Source organism: Segetibacter sp. 3557_3 (assembly GCF_004354985.1).
Classification (GTDB): domain Bacteria; phylum Bacteroidota; class Bacteroidia; order Chitinophagales; family Chitinophagaceae; genus Segetibacter.
In genome coordinates, this window is the sequence record NZ_SMSK01000001.1 from 329,012 (window position 1) to 354,659 (window position 25,648).

Sequence of the window (25,648 nt, forward strand, 5' to 3'; positions counted from 1 at the left end):
CAAGCGACTTCTACACAAATAAATTCCGCTTCTTTGTGGAAGATCTTAATTTGCCTGTTTAAGAATTGTTAGCACAGTTGCTGAGATTTTTTGTTTAAGGGAGAGCGAGCAGGCCCGAGAGACGCACTGAACAATCAGGAGATAAATCTATTTTAAGGCACCTAGAACTATTAACACGTCAATCAGCCGACTTTCCGGTTGTAAAAGAACAAACCACAGATACTTTCACTTGTGCAGCACAGCTGTAATCGCAGCTGTGGTCGCGTTTATTGTAGCAGTAATTGAACTTTTCTATAAAATAAAAACTTACCATACGCAATCACACGAACACGTTTTGCCAGTATAGCTCACTAGAACAAAGTAAAGAGCTAAAACTTCTGGAAATATTACTAGAGACCTGCTAGGGGCAACTTTATGCCATGAGACCGTATTAAGGATATTGTCTCGATTATTCTTTTTATCGTCGATAGAACCGATACACACCAGTTTATTGTCGCAATAACGCGAGACACTATTCTTATCACTGTCTAAGTCTTACGAGTTGAAGCTCCCCTTAAAGTATATCATCGAAGGCTCGCTTTGCAAACATTCTAAAAAACAAGCTGTTCAATTTAAAAAAGGTTTGATGAATGTAGACGAAGTGCCAAATATGTGCTCCACTAAACATACGGTTAATTCGAGGGCTTATCATCAGGGGTATATACAAAGTGTCAAATAGATATCGATTTGCGAGCCATTTTCTGCCACCTTGTTACGCTTTTTCACCCCTTTGGGCTTAGATTTTGCTCACGGCTGTCCCCACCTGGCTCGCATAAAAAGGAGCCATAAAAATGTAAAGCTCTACACCAAACCCTCCAGAGATAGCGCAAAATTCTGGTACGATTTCTAATAAGGCAAGGGATCCGGCGAAAGTCGTGCAACCGTGATCTATACTTATGCACATCAAGGTACCCCAATCCGGAAGACCCACAACAAGGAAGCATTTGCTTTCCTGAAGACCAAACGGGCACAGGTGATCCTGGACCGCCAAGGCAGTAGGTTCAGGTTATATCCTGCAACATAAGCTCATGGCTAATTTCTTCGACTATTATGAAAAGTATGTCAAGGAAAACCGGACCGCAGATAACCGGCACCCGAAAATAGTTTCATTGCTTTTAGAGCGTTGTTAAGATGGATTTTGTTTCACCTACAGCTTATCCCGTTATTGCTTGTAAATTTTTGTGGAAGTTGGTTTACCATTCAGGACCGTTTTTAGAATGTAGATACCAGAAGCAACGTTTGGTAAATCATTCAAATAAACCGGTACATTGTTTCTCCTTCCTGATAAATTCTTCTGGTACAACAATTGTCCTTCAATAGTCAATAATTCCACCTTATCATCACTTTTAACTGAACCGGCTGTATTAATTAAAAGGTTAATTGTTTTAGTAAATGGATTTGGATAAACCCTGAATTCCTGTTCATTCGAAACCTTCCCTAATGTTATCATCACAACATTCGAATAAGTCCCTTTATCATCTGCATCTACCTGTTGAAGACGATAGTAAAGAACTTTTGCAGACTGAGCTAAAGCATCATTATCGGCAAAACTATAATAGTTAATCCGGGTGCTGTTGCCTACCGCTTTCACGTTCCCAATTTTCTCAAATCGCACCCCGTCGATGGATCTTTCTATGATAAACAATTTATTGTTCACTTCATTTGCAGTGATCCAGGTTAATATCACAGCCTGACGTATTTGTTCGCCTTTAAAGTGCATTAATGTGATAGGTAAGGGGCCACCGCTGCCAATATAGATGGTTGCTTCTGCTCCGGATTTCATTTGTTCCTGATTGCCTACATTATCAGTGGCTATAGTAAAGAAGCCATAAGTATTGCCCAAAGCGCCGCTGAACGTAATCGTTGTGTCTAGAATACCCTTCATATATTGAACGAAAGGACCCCCGTTCTCAGAAACATAAAGGGCATATTCCCGAATGTCGCTACCTCCCATATCATCCCTGCCACTCCAGGTCAGCGATACAGATGTACTGTCGGTTCTCGTTGGCAAAGGGTTCATCTTACTTACAGGTGGTAAAGCATCAATGGTGTTAAATATTCGTGGGGTCACAATTGGCGCGTTTATGTCAAACACGATATCGGCCAATGCATATACCGTATCTCCTGTGTTTACCGTAACTCTGGGTCTCACCGTATAGCTTACAAAACCCTCACCACTTCCCTTGATGTCGTTGATAGCAAGGAAACCTTTTAAGGGGTCTACAGGAGGTAAACCAGTAGCGGGATCCACGGTTTGCAGGATCCAGAATGCCTCATTTTTAGTGATATCGATGCCAGCAGTTACCTGTAAATCGTAACCGAGCGAGTCTGGTAAGTCCACAGTATGGAAGTAAGACGAGGTGTTTTCAGGAACAGTAAACGTGTAACTTCCAAAACCAAAGTCTTTTACTCTAAACGATAACGGATTCAGATTTGCGTCTAACACCTGCCTGATTTCAACCATTTGCGCTGGTGCAGTAGCGAAAGTTGAGTCATTCTCAAACCTGATGGTGTAAGGCATGATGCTGTTTGCTGCAACATACTTAGGTGCGGCATAACCTTGCGGACCTATGATATCGTTTGGATCGCATGATTTTACGACCTGGTTACACAGCCATTGCAATCCGCAATTGATGGGTGATGCCAAACCACCTAGACTTATGTCTGGAACTCCTTTGCCATTTACACCAGGGATACATCCCATCAGGTCAACTCCGCCTGTATTGGCAGGATCATCTATTACCCCTTTTATACTATTGATGCAGCTCGCAATTCCAAGACCACAAATTGCCCCTCCGATGATCGCACCTGGCACATTAGCCACCGCAGTATATCCGGCCCAGCAACCGGCACCTGTAAGAATGCAACCGGTGGTAGTAAACGTAACATTGCATATTATCTGCCCAAGATTGTCAGAGCCACATGGTACCGGACCGGGACCAGGGCCCGGAGCAGGTCCAGAACCCGAACCTGATCCTGAGCCCGACCCTGATCCCGAGCCTGAACCGGAACCGGAACCGCTGCCGGGGCCGGGGCCACTGCCAGGACCAGTACCCGGAGGCGTACCGGGAGGTGTCGCAGGTGGTGTGCCTGGAGGCGTTCCGGGGGGTGTTCCAGGAGGGGTACCTGGGGGTGGAGTTGGTGTATCCGGACCAGAAGGACCACTTGGACCGGGTGGCAGACCAGGACCGGGTGGGGGCCCGCCGGGTCCACCGGGACCACCGGGAGCACCTGGGCCTCCAGCACCTCCCGGGCCACCGGGAGCACCAGGACCTCCGGGGCCACCCGGAGAACCAGGCTGCCCCCATCCACCTGGTGCACCGGGTACACCAGGCTGGCCAGGGCCAGGTTTAAAGGACGTGAACGTAAGCAGAAGGGTATCAGTACCTTTCAACCTTAAACCAAACTTTCCTCCATAGGTATAATTGTATAACACAAACAGTGAAGTGTCGAGAGCAAATTTGGCTGCATCGAAGCCTGTTATCCCTCCTGCAGCTATTGCTATAGGCCAACTTGTATCCACTGCGGGATACCAGCCTGCCATGTAGCTACCGTAGTTATTGTAATCGAGTGAGGCTACGACAATGGTAAACGGCGAATGGGGTGTAGCGGTTATATTCAAAGTTCCACTTGCCCGAATCAAGTCCCAGCCCGGATTACCCCCGGGCGTGCCGGCATACTGATTTATTTCCCATAACATGTATTGTGCGGGACCAAAAGTAACATTGGTCAAGTTAGCTGTACCAGGGCTGGCACCAGGGCTAAAGGTATAGCCAGATCTGCGCCTGGTGGTAGTGTCAATCGGTTCGGCTCCGGTGCATGTTGGGCAACCTACTATTTGTATCGCATTTACATCTTGCCTTGTAAATAAGTCTGCATCGTAATAAACGCCGAAAATTGAGTCAATAAATGCAATGCTATCTGCTGCAAGTGTACGCATTCCGGGGATGCCACTTACAGGCGCAAGGCCGCTTAACACTGACTGTCGTAAGTTTTCTGCTACCACAGCCTGCCTTTCGATGAAGTTGTTAGTAGAATATCCCTCTGCTCTTACCCTGACAGGGAAAGTGGCAGTAGTGAAATTACTTACAACAAGATTTATGGAGAATGTTTCACCCGGTGCCAGATGATGGGCGATAAACGGAATAACTTTTCCATTACCTTCCAGGTAATAGTCTTCTATTCCAATTGCACTGTTTTGCGCGAGTTGCCTTCTGCTGCGAACTTTTCCCGTGGTTTTAAGCTGAACGACCTCTGCGCTGGTTAGTATTGTTATATCTCCTTGTGCGATTGGTATATCTACATTGCCTTTATTTTGGAAGTAGAAGGTATAATGACCCTTACCGCCTACTCTTAGAAGACTTGGGGCAACGGGGTTGTAATCCACGAGGAATCCGCTCGATGTTTCTACTACGAGTCCATTGTTCAGTTGCACCACTTCGTTATCCGGATTCTTTGCATAAACCGTATAAGATCCAACCGGAACGTTTGTCAAGTCCCATGTCAAATCTGCCTTCATGCTGTTATACAACCTCTTTATAGTACCGGTAACTGCACCAGTGTTTGTATTGAGGTAGAACTGTGTACCTGGCTTAAAGCCTGCACCCTTCACCAGGGTCGTCACCACACTTTTACCTACCGCGTGCGGCGCTACTGAAAGCACAGTAAACGGCAATGCCTCAGCCAGAATTTCAACCTGCTGCGGTGTACCAAACTGGGTTACAGTGCTAACCATGATGTAATAGAAGCCTTGTTGCGTTCCGGGCACCAGAACCTGTTGCTCAGTACTATTTGGCCGTTCAAATAAGTAGTCGAAGTCGTTCGGGGAAGGAACCCGGCCAAAGGCAACATACATTTCGTTAGAGCCGTTTGGCTGGTTGCTCTTTAGATCGACAATGAGATCGAGGTTGGCACCTACTGCTACTTTGTAGTACAGATAGTTGCTGTTGGCCAGATTAGTAGTTTCAGTTACACCCAGTGTTAGTTGCTTAATAGATACGGCTAATGTATTGTTTGAAACTTTTGCGTTATCACTGTAATCCGTTTCTATGATGCGCTGAAGCGTGTTGGTGCTGGCTATTCCGTAGTAATTTCCTTCCAGTACGCCAGGCATTTGGGCAGTGACACTATTACTAATTGAATCACCGGGATTGATCAATATCTGTTGATCTTTATTGAAGATCAACTTGTCCACTGCTCCATTTAAAATGGTATCAACAGAAAGGTGTAATGCATCGCGTAGTTTACCGACAGCCGGATTGGTACCCACGTTCTTTACAGTATAGTTTACGTTTACATCATCACCAAGCGTTACGCTGCCAGGAACATTCAGCGTGCTAACTAATAAATTAGCAGGTGCAGGAATACTAAGATTTATTACAGTTGTGCTGATGTTGTTATTTTCGGCACTTGCCTCGTACACCTTATTATTCTGATCGGTAACAGCAATAAAATAGTAGTTGCCCGACAAATAAGACGGCATGGTGACCGTTACAGTGCCGGTATAAGTTTCTCCGGCTGCGAGTGGTGCATTTCGGTTGAAGGCTGTTAATGGGGTGGCATTCCTGGGGTCCGGGCTTGAACCTATAAAGAATTGTTCGGACCAAGCTCCGGGTCTTGTTGCACCAGCCCCCTGGTTTCGTATTGTGAAAGACACCGTCAACTGCTGGCCACTGATTAATGTGGCAGGGATAGTAAGACTCTGTACGATCAAATCGGGCACAGTCGTTTGTGTAATGTTGATCGCGAACCGGGCGAGATTATTGGTGGTCGACGATTCGTTGGTGATCTTCCCATCAGCGTCGGCTCTTACCAGAATATAGTACAGGCCGTTATATGAGTTCGGTATTGCCAGCCTCGCACTCTCGTTATATGTACTGCCAGACTGCAGAACGGCAGTCTTTGTTCTACCTGTGAGCTGTATATCACCTGCATCTATTGTAGTATCTGCAGAAATAAATACTCTATCTGTCCATACCCTGGTATTCGTAGCTGCATTACCGCTGTTAACGACCGACCAATTGACGGTAACCGTATCACCAGATCCTGTTGAAGAGGGACCCGTAAAGGAAGTTATTGCCAGGTCAGCAGAGTTTGTACTTGGGGTAACAACAAACGGCAAAGGACGAGGCGACGTAGTGCCGTTGTTCTGCAACTGCCTTACATTGTTGTCTTCGTGTAAGTGCTCATAAACATCGTTAGTTAAATCGGTAGCTACGTACATATAAAACGAGCCGGTTACGCCGCGGGGTAATGTGATGGCAGCCTTACTGGTATAGGTCTCACTAGTGTCTAAAGCCTTGACATGGGTGATAGTTGCAAGTTCGCCCGCAGTCGCAATATTCCACACGGAGTCTTTTGACCAGTAAACTCTGTCCGTCCAGCTGCTACTTGTTTTTGCAGCACCCTGGTTCTTCACCACCCATGTTACATCAAAAGGTTTTTCAGCTTCTACTGTATCACTCACCTGTATTGATTCAACAATCAGATCAGGATAAGCAGAAAGGACTATGTTGATAGAGTTTGCGGAACGGCTGATATTGTTGTTATCAAAAGTGTATTCGAACACATTGTTCTCCGCATCCGTGTGTACATAAACATAGTACGTACCGGATAACCCGTCGGGTATCCTGAAGTTGATTGATGGAGCGTAAGCTGAATCTGCACTCAGCAAATTTCCATGGGTTTTAACAAACGTTCCGACCAGGATGCTTTGTGCGGCATTCCAGTTCTCGGAAGTTGAGAGGTATACTTTGTCTTTCCATGTAGATTCAACGGGAGGATTAGCCCCACTATTCGTTACCCGCCAGGTAGTTGTTGTATTGCTGCCCGATAATGCGGTTGTAGGAGCACTTATGTTGCTGACCACCAGGTCAGGGGGCGGGGTAAGTGTTATACTGATCACTGCACTACGCTGTAAATTGTTAATGTCGGTGAGTTCCGAAACGTGATCATATCGATCTGTCAACACAAAGAGGAAATATCGGCCAACATAGGTATGAGGAATTTTGAGCGGTACAGCTCTGCTGTAGCTGCTATCCTTCAACAGATAGTCGTTTACTGCATTCCACGATGCAGAATTCTCACACACCCGCGGTATGGCTGCTGCTGATCTAAATCCTATATATACATCGCTCAGCAAAGTAGACTTAGATAAACTGAAAACAGAGTCTTCGGAAATGTAAACTACGTCTCTCCAGTACCGCTCGGTAAGATCGCAGCGTGTCGGGTCAACACTACCGGTTGTAGTACTGGAAACGGCAGGGTAGGAAGTGACAGCTCTGCCTGCGGCATCGACTTGTCCTACGTTTTTCACGGAGTAATTTAAAGTGATATTACTTCCACCGAAGGCCGATATTGGTGCACCCACTGAGCTTACTATAAGGTCAGCTTTAGGTGGAATGGATATGCTCAACATCGTTTCGCCCTGGTTGTGGGAATAGTTATTCTCTTCTGCCTGCTCCTGCAATTGCTCAAGTGCGTCTGTCTTCACCAGCACGTAGTAACTGCCAGCAATATTCTCAGGTAAAGCAAAGGATGCATTCTGAATATAGCTTTGCCCGGGAGGTAAATAACTCAGGTTGTTTACGGTGCCTAGCTGTATGTCTACGGTTGTATTTAAGACGGTGTCAAGGGATAGATACACACCATCTCTCCAGCTTTGCGAATTGGTGCTTCCCAAACCTGTATTCTTTACCTCCCAACTAACCGTTAATCGTTGACTAGCATACAGGAAATTAGGCGTTTGTACCTTCTCAACAATCAAATCGGGCAGATTGCGTAAGGTAAATGTTTGAACCGGACCTTCTGTTTGCAAACATGAGTTTTTAGAGATGATCTGCCAGTTGTATACTATGCCATAAGTAAGGTTGCCATTGTAAGTCAGGTTGATGACCTTGATATTTGGAACGGTCGGAGTTGCGGGGCGAGTATTACCTGCCGGCCAGATGTACAGATCGTAATCTGATGCATTTGTACCGGGCGCCCATGAAAAGTTTAGTGGTAAAAATGCATTGAGGACACCGTTCGAAGGAAGCATGTTGCTAACTGCAGTTGGTGTTGATGGAGAGATCACGTTGATGGTAACACTGTCGGTATACGTGCAGTTGAGTGCAGTAGTATAAGTAGCCCGATACTTTGCAGTATCGGTAGGTGATACAGTTATCGCATTAGTTGTTTGTCCGGTGGACCATTGAACGCCTGATGCATTGTTTACTGCCAGTTGTACCGCATCTCCTCGGCAAAGTGTAGAGGCTCCGGAAATCGAAATAGAAGGCCTCGGTTCAACCGTTATTGTAAGCGGACTGGAAGTGCTGGAGCAGTTGCCGGGATCGTTGTAAATAACCTGGTAAGTACCGGCCCGGGTCACTTGGATGCTTTGCGTTGTCTCACCGGTTGACCATCTTATGTTAGAAGCAATGTCAGAGGTTAATGTCACAGATGTGCCGGCACATATTGTAGTTCTGTTGGCTGCAATTGTTGGAGTAGGGCAGATGAACCGATTACCAGCCGGTGCCTGAACAGTGGGCACTTTTGCTCCCCTGGCATCTATCGATATCAACTCTGCATCGAGCAGGTTACCATTTCCTGCAGAGGAAGGCACATCATACACCAGCCAGAAATAGTTGGTGACGTTTCCTGCAAGTGCGACCGAACTTGCAATCTGGAATGTACCGTTAGGAGCATTGAATGTGCCTGCAAGGGTGCTTGTTGAGAAGGTGCTGTTACCTCCAGTATAAAAGAGCTTAGCTCTTGTAATATCTGTCGCCGGGTTAATGGAACCATTTGTATTGAATGTAAATACAGGTTTGATAGGGCTGAACAAGCCTGTAGTAACAATTTCAATACCCAATATCAAATTATTGGCAGTATTCTTTTGAATGCTGACGGTATTTGGCTGTGTAGCAGTGCCTGATACATACTCCATGTTCGCAGGCGCACCAGTGACCTGGAAAGTATGCGTAACCTGTGGTGCAGGATTATAGTTAGCATTGCCCGCCTGGTTCGCAATGATCGTTATACTGCCGGGCGCTGTAACGGTAAGTAAATCATTACTGATCGTTGCAATGCCGGGAGGGTCGGTTTGAAGCGTGAAAACCACCTTTAATCCAGAGGTAGAACTTGCACGTATTGCAACAGGATCTGAGCCGGGAAATACGTTTGTTATTGCTTCGAGATTGATTACCTGGTTGGCCTTCTGTATTTCTAACGTGTCGGAAACAGTAGCCGTATAATTAGCCGTGTTTACAGTGGCAATTACTTCGTACCTGCCGGCATTTACCGGTGCAGACGTGTTGCCATTATAAGTGACACTTACCGGCAGCCCTGCTGGCTGGGTTTGTACCGACACCGTTCTAGCTGTACCCGTATAGGTTTGAATTAGGTTACCCAAGGTGATCGAAGCGTTAGCCTTGGTTACATTGAAGGTACGTTCTGCGGATGCACTATGATATACACTATCGCCGGACTGCTGAGCACGGACTCTTACAATACCTGCACCAGTAATGGTAAGTGTATCGTTTCTAACTGTAGCCGGTCCGCTGACAACACTAAAGGTTACCGGCAAGCCGGATGAAGCAGTTGCATTTAATTTTATCGGGGGATCATTGAAAGTTTTATCGGGTATTGAGTCGAAACTGATCGTTTGTACCTGTTTGTATAATTGGAATGAACTGGAGTCGATGCAAAACTTTTGAAGGTTAGATGCTGAACCTGTTGCAGCAGTAAAGCCCCAGTATACGCGAGGATTACCGTTGAACATGTTTGCAATGATATCGTTGGTATAGGTGATCCTTTCAGTACTGTCGAAATAGACGATCAGGGTTTTTGCTGTAGCATTCCAAACCAACCTGGTGGTATGCCATTGACCATCTTCAATATTAACCCTTGTTGAATGCGCCTGTACGGGACCTGCCACTACCCCGGTGGTTAAAGGATCGCCATTTCGATGGATAGCTATATGATCATACGAAGGTTCGCCGCTGTTCTGCCACGTGTCGTACTCAACTGCAATGGAGGGATTGATGCCCTGGTAACCCAGGCCAAAACCTTCGCTGCCTGAAGATGTGCTGGTTGGCTGAAGAACAAAGGCAATTCCATCAGCACCTCCGTCGTTATTTCCTAAGAACACCTTGAAATTGAAGTCGAAGTTCTCGGTTAGATCTATGTAGTTCTTATACCATACCGCACCCCATCTCGAGCCCGCGTTCGGCGTTAACAGGAAGCAATTATTGTCTTCCGAAAGAGCCTCTCCACGTAGTACAAAATCAGTCAGAGATGTGTTGATACTCACCGGACTTGAAAGAGGACCCGCGCCACAAGGATTTACATACGCGGCCCGGTAGGATCCGTCGGCAGTCGCGTTATACGTGGTAGAAGTTGCTCCCGTTATCAAAACGCCATCTTTATACCACTCGTACCCTGCGACGCCCTGTGTTGCTGTAGCAGGTGGTATAATCAGTATCTTACCATTGGAAGTAATAGTTGGTGTAATCGCCGGGGGTACATCAAAAACACGTACTTGTAAGGTTCTCACCGGACCGTTTCCACATGCATTCGACGGAGTTACAGACAAGGTATGCAAACCAGTACCGGACCAGGTAACGGTGGTAGATATACCGGAAGTGTCAAAACTGCCACCTCCTGTTAAACTCCATGTGTAATTAACATTGTTCTGAACACTGCTTACACTATACACTTCAGTTGCGATACATGATGTTGCCCGGCCACTGATGGAAAATCCTTGATCCGGAACCCTATTGATGGTTATAGGCTGACTATTTGCTGCGCTTGTATCAAGCGGAGAGCTTGCGATAACACGGATGCGATACCCGGTGCCTGCAGCAGCATTCGCCGGAATGGTGGCGCGGATAGTGTCCGAGTCGCGGCCCGCGAACGTACCAATGTTTACCGCATTTGTAAAGCTGCCATTACTGCTGGATAGTTGCGCGGTAAATACGTTATTTGAACCGAAAGGAGCATTAACTGTAAAGGGAACCGCAACCGCAGCGCCTGCGCATAGTGGACTTCCAACACTGGCAACAGTGATAAACAGTTCACCAGGAGCCTCTACCTTAAAGCTCCCTGTGCTGGTAAGACTCCATACCCCGTTCGCATCCTGCGCCCGTACATAAATTCTGTGATTTCCTATAGAAATGTTGGACATATCTATTGGAAATACCAGATTGTTGATGTCGGCTGAGGCATTAATTGCTACGGCCTTTCCATTACCAAAACCAGGATCATTGTCGATGAAGTATTCCATCCGCACAACGTTTGGAACAGCTTGTCCTGACCGCAATTGTTCCTTATAGAAATTTCGTGTATTTGTATGACCCCACTTTCCGTCAGCATCTCTAAACCGAACGTATAATGTATGGAACCCATTGCTGACGGTGGTGATGTCGGCGGTGAAAGTTATGTTACTAACATCTGTGCGAGGTGTAAATGGTATGTTGATGCCGGCACCAAAACCGGGATCAGTATCAATGAAATATTCTCCAGTTACGATATTGGAAAGTGCGCTGCCAACGTTTGGAACGTGTTCTTTATAGAACGTTTTTACTGTTGTTAATCCCCATGTGCCATCTGCATTTCTAAATCTGGCGTACAGGTTATGAAAGCCATTTGATAAAGATGTAATGTCTATTGTAAAAGAAACATTAGATAAATTGGTGGATGGTGAAACAGGAATGTTCGTACCTCTACCAAAGCCAGGATCACTATCCACAAAATACTCGCCGGCAACTACATTAGCTAAATTAGCTGTATTGCTGCTAATCGTTTCTTTAAAGAAAGTGCGTTTGCTGGTTAAGGACCAACCACCTTTCCATGTGGTATCTCCCGGTGATTTATAAGGAGCAACATAACTTCTGACATAAAGGCTATGAAAGCCGGGCGTAAGCGAGTTGACATGGAACTGAAAGGAGGAGGTAATATCCTGCCCCGAAGAAACCGGCACGCTGGTAGCCTGACCAAAGCCAGGATCGGTATTTACAAAGTATTCAATCCTCGAAATGTTTTGTGCACTTGTAATAACCGATATACACAACAAAGCAAGGGCTGTAGTGCAAACTTTAATGGGCGGGTATATAGCTCTCATAGTAAGCTTGTAGTGTGGCAGAAGGTTGTAGGGCAGAGTGTAACGATGACAGCTGGTAGCTGTAGAATCTTAGCAACGCAAGTTGCAGTTTGCTTCACGTACCTGGTACTTTCAAGAAAAGCAGATCACTTGTCAATTACCCACAGACTTCACTTTGATTGTGACAGTAATGGGATCTGTATCACTGCCCACTGGCTTGTTTTCGAAGAAATATATGGTTGGCACAGGAGGCAAACCGGCCAGAACGTATGGGGTGTGGCCACTAAACATGCCTGCATCCACGGGGTTTTGGGCTGTGCTTCCGAAACCTGCTCCGATGGCAGGGGATCCTGCTTTAAGTCGCCATTGTTGATCGGGAGACACATTGGCACCTGCACCTATAAATACGGAACTCATATCCACATTTGCCCTGTTATTATTCTCAGTTCCAAATTGGGTACCACTGGCCAGGTTGTTGGAAATTAAGTTACCCGCGCCGTCGAAGGAGCCCGCAACCATAATATTGTTCGTAAAACTGCTGTTATTAATTGCTAATTTTCCGTTTCTGATTACGTTGTTTTGAATGATTGCAATCGCATTGGCATGCATACCTAACGCTGCTCCCGTTGTATTATCACCATAACCAGTACCATATAGTAGATAGTTGTTAGTTATCAACACGCCGGTAGACGGGTAATTTATATCAATCCTTACACCATAGTTTTGGCTAATGATGATATTATTCGCCGGCAGATTTGAACTGTTGTTTGTATAATAAGTATTAATTAATCCGGCAACCCAATCCATGTTTGCCCCATTTGTGGAGGAAAACCTGTTTCTTTTTATGACCACGTCATTCGCAAAAACTGATACGCTATAACCATTGAAGTCCATCCCCATAATTTGGGTGCCGCTGGCACCCGTATTCACAGTTATACCGTCGACCCGTGCAGTAAGCTTCAATGCCTGGGTATTTTCGTTTTGAGACAGATAATATCCCGGACCAATGATGATAAGCCTCTTAGTTGCAGTTAGGCTTCCATAGCTGTTAGGAGAGCCCTCCACATGTAACGTGTCGCCTGCTGCTGCTCCGTTATGCGCATTGGTCAGTGTAGTAAAATCTGCGGCAATACCGGAGTTGTTATTTACACGCCAGATTTTGGCGAACGTTGTAGAGGAGATTGTAAGTAAGTAAACAACAAAAAATGTAGTAGAGCAAAGCTTGAACATAAGCGGTAGGTTTAGGTGTACAAAATGCGGAGGTGCAAAAAAAACTATAGACTATTCTCAATAAGAGATAGACTATACCAGATACAATAATGAATTACAGTATCAATTTATTTTGATATCGTGCTCAATCGATGTTTTACCTGACTATTCAAATGCATGATTATGCCTATCAACCACGCAGGTGGTTTATTGATGTCTTGCTGAGTCGTTAAAAATATATAACTCGAATTTTATTTGCAAGAAAAGGCAAATGAATTTTTTTGCGCCGATCTCAACTTGCTCGCAGACGCATTGGTAGTTGGATATGTTCAATATAGAAAGTACAATACATGGTAGTTGCAAAGTTAATTCTTAGACCATCCAATCCTTACTTTGCGGGTGCCTACGGAAACACTTTTAGCTGCTGAATTCAAAAATTTTCCGTGGAGCTGAATCGGCCAGTTTGTTGCAAATGGTTTAAATAATCGTGATAATGTTTTTTGTACCTTTTGTGACGCGATTTTCTCTTATTAGTTCGTGGGCATACGAAGAGAGGTACCACGTCGCAACTAGCAAAATCCAAAACTGATGTCGGCTACATCAATCTTTTTGCGGGCGGGCAGTTAATCAACGCAGCTTATTGTTCACGTACGAAGATGTCAAAAAAACTATCAGGTGACTGAATGCTAAGGCCTGTTGATCGTTACATCACAGCAATATACGTGTTTCTTTCCTGGACTTCACTTTACAGATTTGTTCCAGGTTTTGATTCGATTGCATAATTATCTTTTTTACCCCATTTACCTTTAAAGCAGCTGACATATATTAGTTGACAAAAGAGCGACTGATATGCAGTTGCCTGTTAAGTTGATTTTTAAAAAGACAGCTTCCCGCAAGGATTAACCAGTAATATCTACATTTAGTACTCTTTTCTAATTCCTGTTCCTACATATACTCATTTGCAAAAATCAATAGATGAAAACACTGCTTTTAACTTTCACCTGTACGTTGCTATTTTGGATTAAGGTTGCGGCACAACCCCTGAGTGGGTTTCAGGCGAATTCTTCCGCAGCAGCGGCAGGGATCATCGAAAACGACATATTCTGGAACACTGTAGATGGCCAACCGATTTACAGCCAGGGAGGAGGCATTTTCCGGTTTACCGATCCTAAAACCAACAAAGAAAAATACTACTGGTACGGTGTACATTACAAAGAAGCCGAGGCCTATCGCTCCAATCCCTCCATTACGCATCCGCGCACCAACTTTGCTGCCGTAACCTGTTACACTTCCACCGACCTGGTAAGCTGGACCTTTGAAGGTAACGTGCTGACCAAAGAAGAACTGGATGCGCACGGAAGAACCTTTTGGGTAGGCCGCCTCGGTGTAGCTTATGTGAAGGAGCTGAAAAAGTATGCGATGTTAGTGCAGCACGGGAACCAGGTACTGATTACCGTCTCCGATTCGCCAGGCGGCCCTTTTACCTGGCATCAGCGCATCAGTATGCAGGAAATGATCGGCACGCCCAACACGGGCGATCAAACCGTGTTTACCGACGAAGACAGCGGCAAATCTTACCTTGTATATTCGTATGGACAGGGAAGAAATAAAATCTACGTATCGGAGATTGGTGTAAAAGACGGCATGGTGAACCTGCTGGACTGCACCAGGATTTTCCAGGGCGCCGGTAGGGAAGGAAATTGCATGTTTAAATACAAAGGCAAGTATTACATGTTTGCATCGAATTTGTACGGTTGGGATGCTTCGCTGGCGTACTACCTGGTCGCAGACAACATTCGCGGACCCTACCTTCCCGAAAACAACATGAAGATCATTAACGGCGCCACCGAAGATTATGCACACGTTACGCAAACGGGCTTTTTTGTAAACGTGAAAGGAAGCAAACAAGAAACGGTGGTTTATTGCGGGGACCGCTGGGCCAATTTTGCAGGTAACGGACTAGGGTATAACCAATGGGTACCACTTTCCTTTGATGGAGCTACGCCCTATTTCAATTCTCTCAGCGCCTGGAAATTGGATGCAAAAACAGGTGAATGGACCGTAGCTGCCGGCAACAATTTTGTAATGAATGGAAGCTTTGAAGCCGACCGGAAACTAATCCCCAGTCCCGTAAAGCCTGTGCAGGATCAACTGACAGGCTGGACCAGCGTCGTGCTGAAAGGCAATCTCATAAGCCAGGACAGCTCCTTATCTCCTGTCCTGAACCACAATAATACGGACGCTGAAAGAAAGGTTGTTATTGGTGAAAAAAGCCTTAACCTGAGTGACAAGGTATCGTTCAAGCGCAAAGTATTTCAGACCATCTCTTCCTCGCCATATGTAAAACTGGAGAACGGCAATTATACTTTAATAGCAAAAGTGAAAAACAGCAATGGGTTCAACAATCTCGAAATGTATGCAACGTCCACGGGCAAGACTTTCAGGCATCAGATTAAAAAAGCAACCACCGAATGGGAGGTTATCAGAATTGACAACATAAGAGTTGACGGCAAGAAATTGGAGATTGGATTTCTCGCGGATGGCTCGGCCAACTCCTTTTGTTATGTGGATGATATATCCCTTTTGAAAGAATAGCATTTTTGATTAGCTGCAAACGCAGCAGGGCATTTTCACACTGCTTCGTAGCCTATTTTGATCGGTATACTTTGTCCGTACTCCAGCAATGTGTAATTTTTGTTCGCCGGTTGGACTTGCGGCCTGGTAAGATAATCATGCATGTAAATGCATATTCGTTTAGTTAAGCAATTCCCTATGAACCGAGCCACCGCTTGGGAGTAGTAAATCGTTGCACGCCCATATGCACGACGTTCGGGCGGAGGCTTGTACTGCAAACCATCCTGGGGAAAATAAGCCAGCAAGGAACTCAATAAAATTTCATAAAATGAAAATTTCGGAAATCTATAGTACCAGGCATTCTGTCTCCCATTCTTGTGCTAAGTCTACTGCCTAAAGTTCATTTGGGGACAAGCGGTTTCCTAATCACCAGCAGGCTGTTGAAGGATGCACGATGTAATGACGAAAACGAGCCCTTGAATGAAAAGCATACATTTCACATCATTGTCGCAGGATAGCTTAGAAGAACGTACCGAAGAAAATGTCACTTGGTACTAAGTCGATGTTATATCTTACCAAAGCCTTCTACTATATTTTCTTTAACTTGTTTCATCCATATCGGCAATATGGAAACAGACTCGGGATGATACTTGTGACAGGAGGGCAGGGGGCCTGTTGTTCAACCGGGGCCGGTGGCAAAATCAAAAGTAGACTTAACAATATCGCATAAGATAACCACAGAAACACAATGAAAAAAGGTGTAACTATCTTTGTATTACTTGTAAATATGGTACTGTTTGGTACCGCACAGCCACCAGCTGGTGGACAAGGCCTTGGGCAGGGTGCCGGACAACAAGCTGCAACGCCTGAGGTGAGGGCTCAGCGGACCCTTGACGGACCGGGTTTCGCTTCACTTAACCTGACCCCGGACCAGAAAACAAAAGTCCTGGCTATTCTTGTTGGCCAAAATAAAGCCTTAGACGCTTTGAACGCGACCATTCCTGCCGATGCGGCCGACAGGCCCACTCAACTCGCAGCTTTACAACCTAAGCGCCTGGAAATTATGCAGGCAAACGAGAAGAATTTCATTAAGGTTTTAAATGCTTCTCAGAAGACTGCATACGATGTAATTGCAAAAGCACGTCCTGCAACCCAGGGCTTTGGCCAGGTTGGTGGAGGTCGTGGCGGACTACCCGTCGGTTCAATCACTACAACACCCGATGTACATGACCCTGTTATGGCTAAGGAAGGTGACACTTATTATGTGTTCTATACCGGGGGAGGTGTATGGTCTTCAAAAGATATGACAACATGGAAAAAAGAACCTCCTGTTTTTGACGCCATGCCTGCATGGGTTAGAGAAGCAGGTATCAGGGCCGGTTCTTACTGGGCTCCCGACATCACTTTCCACAACGGCTTATGGTACTTGTATTATTGTGTCTCCAGTTTTGGAGCGAACAGTTCTGCAATAGGTGTGGCTACAAATAAAACGCTCGATCGCTCGTCTCCCGATTATAAATGGGTGGATTTAGGGAAAGTGGTGCAGTCAGTTACGGGGAGGGATATGTGGAATGCAATTGACCCAAACCTTGCTTTTGATGAAACAGGAACTCCCTGGTTGAATTTCGGTTCTTGGTGGAATGGAATTAAATTGGTCAAATTAAATCCTGATCTAAAATCTATTGCTCAGCCAGAAAAATGGTCAACAATAGCTAGCCGTGGAAGGGATATATTAAAGACCCCGGATGATAAAGCAGGCGAAAGGCCACATGCTATAGAAGGTTCATTTATATTTAAAAAAGATAAGTACTATTATCTTTTTACATCGTGGGGAAGATGCTGTACCGTGTTTGACAGTGTTACTTACAATATCCGTGTTGGAAGATCAGAAAAAATTACCGGTCCTTATCTCGACAAGGACGGGGTTGACCTGGCGAAAGGTGGCGGAACACTGGTTCTTGGAGGAGATTCCACCGAACCCAGAGTAATCGCTGCATTGGGACATAACTCCGCCTATACATTCGACGGCGTTGATTACCTCGTTTATCATGCTTATACCAGGCAGGGAAACCGGCTGGGGATAGATAAGCTTGCCTGGGATAATGGCTGGCCTGTAGTGCCCCCAAAAAGGTCTACAGCGCAGAAGTAACCCGTTACTAGTTCATAATTCAATGTCGTTTACTTAAAGCGATAAACAGTTTTTTTGGCTCAGGCAACTACTATTGTACAAGAGTGCGACGCAAGGATGTTAAATAGCCATCTTTTAGTTGGGTCCAAAAGCCTTTGCTTAATAAACGGAATAGAATTATAATTGGAAAAGTTCGTAGCCGTACTTATCAGTTATCCAATAATCGATACTCAAAAAGATGGCTTGAGTTTCCGCTGTTCGCCAATAAATGAATGATTGCAGGGGTAAGCAGGTTTGACTCTACCGGGTTCTCGACCTGCTGAATAGTGTACAAGAGATGAACGGAATGCGACGCCCGTCCGAACTGGTTCATCCGGGCGGGCAAAGATGTATCATCACGATATGCTGGCCGTACCAGAAACACCCGTTGTGCAACTTACACGTTATCCTAAAATGAACTCAAAGGGTTTGATGTTAGTTGGTATTTGTCAATTCTCTTGCTGCTAATTAAACACTACGTGTTGAAACTGCCACAAATTTGTGCAGCAATGTTTACCAGAATCAATAGCGATTTTTTGCGCGTTACTTAAGCTTCACTTTTAGCACGCGACGATTAGCCGTTATGTAAAGCGTTCCATCTTTTGAAATAGCGCAATTTGATGTCAGGTCGTTTACTTTGATCTTTCCAAGCACGTTGCCATTGCTGTCGAATATCCAGACACCGCCCGGTCCGGTAGCAAAGACATTGCCTTTTTTATCGATCTTTAAACCATCCGGGGCGCCCCGTTCAGTTTTAGCTTCGTTGGTGGCATCATAAAAAATCCGGCCATTAGTAAGCTCCCTATCTTTACTGATATCATATATATACCAATACGGTTTACGAGGATCGGAGTTTGCAATCAATATTTTCTTTTCCCCTGGAAAAAAAGCAATGCCGTTTGGACGGGTAATGGTGTCAGTGAGTAAAGTAACCTTTCCCTTTGTATCGACTTTGTAGACACCCTGGTAAGGTGCAGCCTTGTTTGTATCTCTTACATTTCTTTCCAGCCCATAGGGCGGGTCGGTAAAATAGATATCCCCGTTGCTGCGTACCACCGCATCGTTGGGACTATCGAACTTTTTATTATTGTAAAGGTTTGCAAGTGTTATAAATTTTGGAGCCGGCTGCTTCAAGGGAGCGTCCATTAGTGCAATTCTTCGGTCTCCATGTTGGCAAAGAATAAGTTGTCCCTTTCTATTTAGCAATAAACCATTTGAACCCGTTTCGCCACCGCGTTTAATCGTTCCTGTATATCCTGATGGTGTTAAATAAACTTCTTTTCCTTTTTGCTTAGTCCACTTATAAATAGTGTTTGCCGGAACGTCTGAAAAAAGTAGCATTTGTTCTTTTTCGAGCCATAGTGGGCCCTCGCACCAAAGGAAACCTTCGGCGATAACTTCTACTTCCGCGTTCTCACTAATGATTGCATCCAGTTTAGGATTGAACTTAACAACCTGCGCGCTGAACTTATCCTGGCATACGCCTGCTAAACATAAGCTCAGAAAAATCGGAAGAATGATTAAGTGCCTGTTCATCTTTAATTAGGTTAGATAGATAAATGGTTCAAAGTAAATGTATAATGTTCTGTCCATAGCGAAATGTAATTCCCTGTTTCACCATCTGTTTGAGCCTTCCCTTGTTCAAAACCCTGCAGCTCAGGCGATGCCTTTACGAACACCTGGTATAGTATCATGAGTAGGATCCAATGCAGAAATCGCTACTGCCATACGTTTGCTATACACCTGGCATACATCCCTTGTTGCCAGGGTGACTGCTTTTAGTTCCCATGCTGACGAAGGAGGTTCTCGGCGTGCGAACGATCTATGCAATACATCCATGAGTTTCCATGTTGGATGGGTTTCCTCGTACCTCGGAATAACAGGACCTCAGCGGCTAAGAATTATAATGCTTACTGCCCTGGCTTAAGATACTTCGCAAAGAATTTTTCCATCGCCGGATCGGTAATGGAAAGTTTTTCGTTATAAGCTACAGCATGTCCTACACCGTCAATCTTCAGGTACTCAATGTTGGCGCCGGCGGCTTTCATCTTAGTTACAAAATCTTCGGTTAAAGGTGCACGAACAATATTGTCATCCGTTCCCTGGATGAGGAACATGGGAGGATGATCAGCCGATATATATGCAATCGGCCACCACTCTTTTTTTGCCATAGGAGATTGGCGCCCCAACTCAGTTGGCGGTGAGCCTGCGATTACCATGTTCAGCCTGCTTGAATATCCATCCCAACCACCATCGCCTTCCAAGCCTGCTGACTTTGTTGTCATGGCCAGCATTAGCACAAGGTGGGCGCCTGCCGAATGACCGTATCCTCCTATGCGATTGGTGTCAATTTGGTACTTGTTGGCGTGGGCACGAAGCCAGCGTACGGCACACTTAACATCTTCTATACAAGCCGGGAAAGGCGCTTCGCCGGTAAGGCGGTAATTAACATTGATGGTAACATATCCTTTCAGGGCATATTCAAGCATCAACTTTTGGTATACCTGGTCTGTTTTCGATCCCGCACTCCATCCGCCCCCATGAACAATAACAATAGCCGGGCGCAATTTGCCGGTTTGATTAGCTGGTACGGCCATGTCCAAAACCCATGATGCACTGTTGCCTTCACGATAGCGGATATTCTTTGCGATGCTGACTGTTTTGAATGCTGTATCCTGCATTGGAGGGACATTGGTGTTTTTTCTGAAAGCACGATTACAGGCGAGTATACCTGCAACAAAAAAACACACGATTAAAAGGTGGATGATTATTTTCATGTTACAATTATTTTGAAGCGAAATTTTTTGCTTTTACAGTCCACCCGGGGAAGTTGGTTAAGTCGTTTTCGAGAAATACCTCAGCACCCGAACTCTTTGCCTTGAACTGCCAGTCCAACCATTTAAGGGCTATTTTAGAGAAAGAGCCTCCGAACTCGACACCGAATGTACCCATATGTCCTCCGTTTCCTAAACCAGCAACGGCCACAGGAACATGCGTCAGTCTGTCGTAGTCCAACTGTGCATTAGCAAAGGCTACGTCTGAAGGGCCCCCGATGATGTAAACAATTGGCGCATGTAATTTTTTCAATGACTCTTTACTGGCTCCGGCCATGGTCATTTCACCCATACCTGAATTAAACATAATGGAAGATTTAACCCGGGGATCAGCGGATGCATATACCACTTGTGCTCCGCCGCAGGATTGGCCTGCTGCTGCTATCTTGTTTGTATCTGCCGACTGGAAATACTCGCTGTTCTTGTCCTTACTTTGTGCAATCATCCAGTCAATCGCGTCAATAAGCATTTTTGATGGGGTACTGGCATCGGGTACCCGGGGTTCTTTTGGCAAAGGGCCAACGGCTATGATGATATAACCGTGTGAGGCAATTTCGGATAGTACCTTTTCGTGGGTGATGGAGGTGTTGGAACAACCACCGTTGCCAAAAACAATAACCGGAAGTTTACCTTCTGCTTTGGAAGCAACAGTAAGGTCTTTTGGCCTGTACACTGTGAAGTCTGGCAAAGTCGCTTCTTTCGCGGCAATTGCTTTGTAAGGACCACTGCTACCATTGTCAATAACCTTTAAATCTACGACCTGGGCGTTTGTAATGCTACCGGTTGAGCAAAACAAGCAAACTGCGAAAAGTAACTTTTTCATGCATTCGTTAGGTTGGTGGTAAGGGAATAAAATCGAACCGCGGTTATTTTCCGATGTCAAACCTATGAAAGCTTTAAGACATAGGATCTAAACAATAGGCAGGCAGAAATTTCACTACGGCAAGTTACAGTACTGCTTCAAAGATAGCAGGATATACGAATTATTCTAGATTGCTATCTGCGATAGCTGCATGCAGGAAGGACTCAGAAAAAAACTATTCACCATCTTACCCGATTGTCCGCGTTTTTCTATTTTGTATTTAACCAAAGCAATTTATATTCACTTATCAATCACAACTATAAACGAATACAATGTCTGAATTAAGAAGCCAGGGATGGTTTGGGAAAACAGATAAAATGGGGTTTTACTACCGGAGCTGGTTTAAAAACCAGGGATATCCAAACCATCTATTTGAAGGAAGACCAGTAATAGGCATCTGTAATACATTTTCTGAATTAACACCATGCAATGCACACCTGAGAGAGATTGCAGAAGTGGTTAAAAGAGGCGTATATGAGGCAGGTGGATTTCCGTTGGAATTTCCGGCGATGTCTTTGGGCGAAACCCAGCTTAAGCCCACAGCAATGCTTTTCAGAAACCTGGCAAGCATGGAAGTTGAAGAGTCGATACGTGGAAATCCTATTGATGGTGTAGTCCTGCTTACGGGCTGCGATAAAACCACGCCTGCAACAGTTATGGGCGCAGCCAGTGTAGACCTTCCAACCATAGTTGTTCCTGGCGGACCGATGTTGAATGGAAAATTCCAGGGAAAAGATATTGGTTCAGGAACGCACGTTATCAAGTTTGCTGCAGATATGAAAACGGGCGCAATGACCCCTAAAGATTACCTGGCCGCAGAAAATTGTATGTCAAGAAGTGCAGGTCATTGTATGACCATGGGTACTGCTTCAACCATGGCTTGTATGGTAGAGGCATTAGGTCTTACACTTCCCGGTGCTGCAGCTATCCCCGCAGTTGATTCAAGAAAGAAAATCCTGGCTCATTTAAGTGGAATGAGAATAGTGGAGATGGTAAAAGAAGATCTTCGATTATCAAAGATATTAACCCGTGACGCATTTGAGAACGCGATAAAGGTAAATGCTGCAGTAGGTGGATCCACAAACCTCATTATTCATCTTTTAGCAATTGCCGGCAGAATAGGTATTGATTTAGACCTGGATGATTTTGACAAGTTAGGCAGCAAGATTCCGTTATTATTAAACCTGATGCCTTCAGGAAAGTATTTGATGGAAGATTTTTTCTATGCAGGCGGGCTTCCGGTTATACTTCATGAAATCAGGAAACATCTGCACATCAATGCCATTACAGTAACGGGTAAAAGTCATCACGATAATATCGAAGGAAACTATCATAATTACAACACCGAAGTAATATCAACAATTGAAGAGCCTCTTATCGCTGAAGCAGGTATTGCTGTTTTAAAAGGAAACCTGGCTGAAAACGGGGCGGTAATAAAACCGTCAGCAGCAAGTCCGGCGCTTATGAAGCATCGCGGACGGGCAGTGGTGTTTGAAACGATAGAAGACTATCATGCAAGGGTAGATGATCCTGACCTTGATATTGATGAAACCTGCGTTATGGTTTTAAAATATGTGGGGCCGGTGGGTTACCCGGGTATGCCTGAAGTAGGAAATATGTTGCTTCCGAAAAAGATCCTCGAAAAGGGAATTACAGACATGGTGCGGATCTCAGATGGCAGAATGAGTGGTACCGCATTTGGAACGGTTATATTACACGTATCTCCCGAAGCGGCAATTGGAGGCACCCTGGCTCTTGTTGAAAATGGTGATTTTATTGAAGTGGATGTTCCGAACAGGAGGTTACACTTAGACGTGCCTGTTGAGGTGTTATCCAGGAGAAGACAAAACTGGACGGCACCTGATCCGGTAGCAGACAGGGGATATGCAAGCATGTATATCAAACATGTGCAGCAAGCAGATAAAGGAGCAGACCTGGATTATCTTGTAGGAAGTTCAGGGTCGAAGGTTACCCGTCACTCACACTAATGGGGTTGAGTTTTTTTGACGCCGGCTTTCGATCTTTTTTCAACATCGTTGTGTCACTCACTTGTACTGATAGATTCTACTATCAGCAGTATGTGAACACACTTACCACTCATTGCCAATGAACAATCTAACGAATGTTGCCAGGCCATCGAAAATAAGATACCGGATTCTTGCACTCATATTTGTAAGTGTTGTCATCAACTACATGGACCGCACCAACATATCTGTAGCAGCTACCGCGATTACAGAAGACCTTCAGTTAACATCTGTACAATTGGGCCTTTTATTTTCAGCCTTCGGCTGGACCTATGCTGCACTTCAAATTCCGGGTGGCATTTTAGTCGACAAGTTTAGTCCACGCGTGTTATACACCTTTAGCCTCATTACATGGTCACTCATGACCCTTTTCCAGGGCTTTGCCCGGGGTTTTTCGGCATTGTTTGGTCTGAGGCTCGCAATAGGGGTTTTCGAAGCACCAGCTTATCCTATAAACAATCGTGTTGTTACCAGTTGGTTCCCCGACAATGAAAGGGCAACGGCTATTGCTGTTTATACCTCAGGGCAGTTTCTTGGAATCGCTTTTGTAACTCCTGTTTTAGCCTTCATTCAACTGTACCTTGGTTGGAGAGGTTTGTTTATTGTCACTGGCTTAGTAGGTATCATTTGGGGTATTATCTGGTACTGGCGATATCGTGATCCAACAAGCCATCCAATGGCAAACCAGTCAGAATTGGATCATATAGAACGGGGTGGTGGGTTAATAAACAGGGCGTCAGGCACAACATTGGCAAAGCCAAAATTCGAATGGCGAAACCTGAAGAAGGTATTTATGTACCGTAAACTTTGGGGCATATACATAGGGCAGTTTGCTGTTAACTCTACCCTTTGGTTTTTTCTAACCTGGTTTCCAACTTACCTGGTAAAGTATCGTGGATTGGATTTTCTAAAGTCCGGCTTCCTTGCGTCTGCGCCTTTTCTTGCAGCCTTTGCAGGATTACTTACATCGGGTTTTTTATCCGACTATTTATTACGAAAAGGTGTGTCTGTAAACATAGCGCGTAAAGCACCGGTTATTTTTGGCTTATTGTTATCGGCATCAATTATAGGAGCTAATTATGTTGACAGTACGGCGTGGATTATTTTTTTTATGGCGCTTGCTTTCTTTGGTAATGGCTTTGCTACAATCACCTGGATCTTTGTTTCCACCTTAGCTCCCAAAAACCTCATCGGCTTAACCGGTGGTGTATTTAATTTCATTGGCAACCTGGCTTCTGTCGTTGTTCCGATAGTCATCGGGTTTTTAGCGCGGGACGGAAATTTCGAACCTGCTCTTTTGTTTATTGGTACAATAACCGTGATAGGTGCCTGCTCTTATATTTTCATCGTGGGTAAAATTGAGCGGATTAAAGATGAAGACGATATTCATTAGCGAACAACTTCGCAATGTCTAAAAGATACTATTGCTGTGGCTATTGGTTAACTTTCGCGGTTAGCGTGAGTCTAAACATTCTGAAATCAATGTCGTTTAGTTAAGCCGATTATGTAATTTGTTTGCCCAGCTACTTCCAATCGTACAAGAGTGCGACGCAACGATGTCCTATAGAATTCCTGTGGCCAGGTCCATAAAAATTTGCTTAAGTAAACGGCATTGATTCTGAAATGAACAAAAAGGTGTCAAGGTAATGAAGACACTACATAGTTTATGTGTGGAGAAACTTCGAGGGGAAGTCTTTTGAACCCGGCGGGTTGGGCGTATCCTGCATAGCTTAAACCGGTAAACAATCGAATAAGTAGATTCTTTTGGACCCAGCGGCAGTTTTCAATGGTACATCGTTGCGCCGTGCCCCCAATTTATTGGTGTGTCGCACTCCCGTCCGAACGGCTTCAGCCGGGCGC

General features: G+C 45.0%; 9 protein-coding genes. 4 read left to right on the top strand and 5 right to left on the bottom strand.

The window, feature by feature from the left end; translation table 11 throughout:
- Positions 1-1,201 precede the first annotated feature (1,201 nt).
- Both EXU57_RS01150 and EXU57_RS01155 read right to left on the bottom strand, forming a co-directional pair.
- Positions 1,202-12,139: a CARDB domain-containing protein gene (locus tag EXU57_RS01150; RefSeq protein WP_133266328.1), complete on the bottom strand. Its 10,938-nt coding sequence runs from the start codon at positions 12,137-12,139 to the stop codon at positions 1,202-1,204.
- A 132-nt stretch (positions 12,140-12,271) separates the two neighbouring features.
- Positions 12,272-13,348, bottom strand: a complete 1,077-nt coding sequence (locus tag EXU57_RS01155) for a hypothetical protein (protein WP_133266329.1) — start codon at positions 13,346-13,348, stop codon at positions 12,272-12,274.
- A gap of 954 nt (positions 13,349-14,302) precedes the next feature.
- Between EXU57_RS01155 and EXU57_RS01160 the strand changes: the two genes are divergently transcribed.
- Both EXU57_RS01160 and EXU57_RS01165 read left to right on the top strand, forming a co-directional pair.
- Positions 14,303-15,922, top strand: coding sequence for a family 43 glycosylhydrolase (locus EXU57_RS01160; RefSeq protein WP_133266330.1), 1,620 nt, complete (start codon positions 14,303-14,305; stop codon positions 15,920-15,922).
- A 727-nt stretch (positions 15,923-16,649) separates the two neighbouring features.
- The gene (locus EXU57_RS01165; protein ID WP_207955349.1) at positions 16,650-18,050 is read left to right on the top strand and encodes a family 43 glycosylhydrolase; all 1,401 of its coding nucleotides are present in this window, start codon (positions 16,650-16,652) and stop codon (positions 18,048-18,050) included.
- Positions 18,051-18,611: 561 nt separating this feature from the next.
- On the opposite strand, the gene EXU57_RS01170 is transcribed toward EXU57_RS01165, so the two are convergent.
- The 3 genes from EXU57_RS01170 to EXU57_RS01180 all read right to left on the bottom strand — a co-directional run bounded on the left by EXU57_RS01170 (position 18,612) and on the right by EXU57_RS01180 (position 21,725).
- Positions 18,612-19,604: an SMP-30/gluconolactonase/LRE family protein gene (locus EXU57_RS01170; RefSeq protein ID WP_133266331.1), complete on the bottom strand. Its 993-nt coding sequence runs from the start codon at positions 19,602-19,604 to the stop codon at positions 18,612-18,614.
- Between the two features lie 374 nt (positions 19,605-19,978).
- The gene (locus EXU57_RS01175) at positions 19,979-20,845 is read right to left on the bottom strand and encodes an alpha/beta hydrolase (RefSeq protein ID WP_133266332.1); all 867 of its coding nucleotides are present in this window, start codon (positions 20,843-20,845) and stop codon (positions 19,979-19,981) included.
- Positions 20,846-20,852: 7 nt separating this feature from the next.
- Positions 20,853-21,725: a chlorophyllase/cutinase-like alpha/beta fold protein gene (locus EXU57_RS01180; RefSeq protein ID WP_133266333.1), complete on the bottom strand. Its 873-nt coding sequence runs from the start codon at positions 21,723-21,725 to the stop codon at positions 20,853-20,855.
- Between the two features lie 311 nt (positions 21,726-22,036).
- On the opposite strand from EXU57_RS01180, the gene EXU57_RS01185 reads away from it, so the two are divergent.
- Together EXU57_RS01185 and EXU57_RS01190 are read left to right on the top strand one after the other, a co-directional pair.
- Entirely contained in the window at positions 22,037-23,752 is a 1,716-nt protein-coding gene (locus EXU57_RS01185; RefSeq protein WP_133266334.1) for an IlvD/Edd family dehydratase, read from the top strand.
- A gap of 118 nt (positions 23,753-23,870) precedes the next feature.
- A complete protein-coding gene (locus EXU57_RS01190) occupies positions 23,871-25,181 on the top strand; it encodes an MFS transporter (protein WP_133266335.1) in 1,311 nt (436 codons plus the stop codon).
- Positions 25,182-25,648: the final 467 nt, after the last annotated feature.

What these genes read in the sequence shown, in the direction of transcription:
- EXU57_RS01150 (WP_133266328.1), bottom strand. Translation starts at nt 12,139, where the DNA reads ATGAGAGCTATATACCCGCCCATTAAAGTTTGCACTACAGCCCTTGCT.
- EXU57_RS01155 (WP_133266329.1), bottom strand. Translation starts at nt 13,348, where the DNA reads ATGTTCAAGCTTTGCTCTACTACATTTTTTGTTGTTTACTTACTTACA.
- EXU57_RS01160 (WP_133266330.1), top strand. Translation starts at nt 14,303, where the DNA reads ATGAAAACACTGCTTTTAACTTTCACCTGTACGTTGCTATTTTGGATT.
- EXU57_RS01165 (WP_207955349.1), top strand. Translation starts at nt 16,650, where the DNA reads ATGAAAAAAGGTGTAACTATCTTTGTATTACTTGTAAATATGGTACTG.
- EXU57_RS01170 (WP_133266331.1), bottom strand. Translation starts at nt 19,604, where the DNA reads ATGAACAGGCACTTAATCATTCTTCCGATTTTTCTGAGCTTATGTTTA.
- EXU57_RS01175 (WP_133266332.1), bottom strand. Translation starts at nt 20,845, where the DNA reads ATGAAAATAATCATCCACCTTTTAATCGTGTGTTTTTTTGTTGCAGGT.
- EXU57_RS01180 (WP_133266333.1), bottom strand. Translation starts at nt 21,725, where the DNA reads ATGAAAAAGTTACTTTTCGCAGTTTGCTTGTTTTGCTCAACCGGTAGC.
- EXU57_RS01185 (WP_133266334.1), top strand. Translation starts at nt 22,037, where the DNA reads ATGTCTGAATTAAGAAGCCAGGGATGGTTTGGGAAAACAGATAAAATG.
- EXU57_RS01190 (WP_133266335.1), top strand. Translation starts at nt 23,871, where the DNA reads ATGAACAATCTAACGAATGTTGCCAGGCCATCGAAAATAAGATACCGG.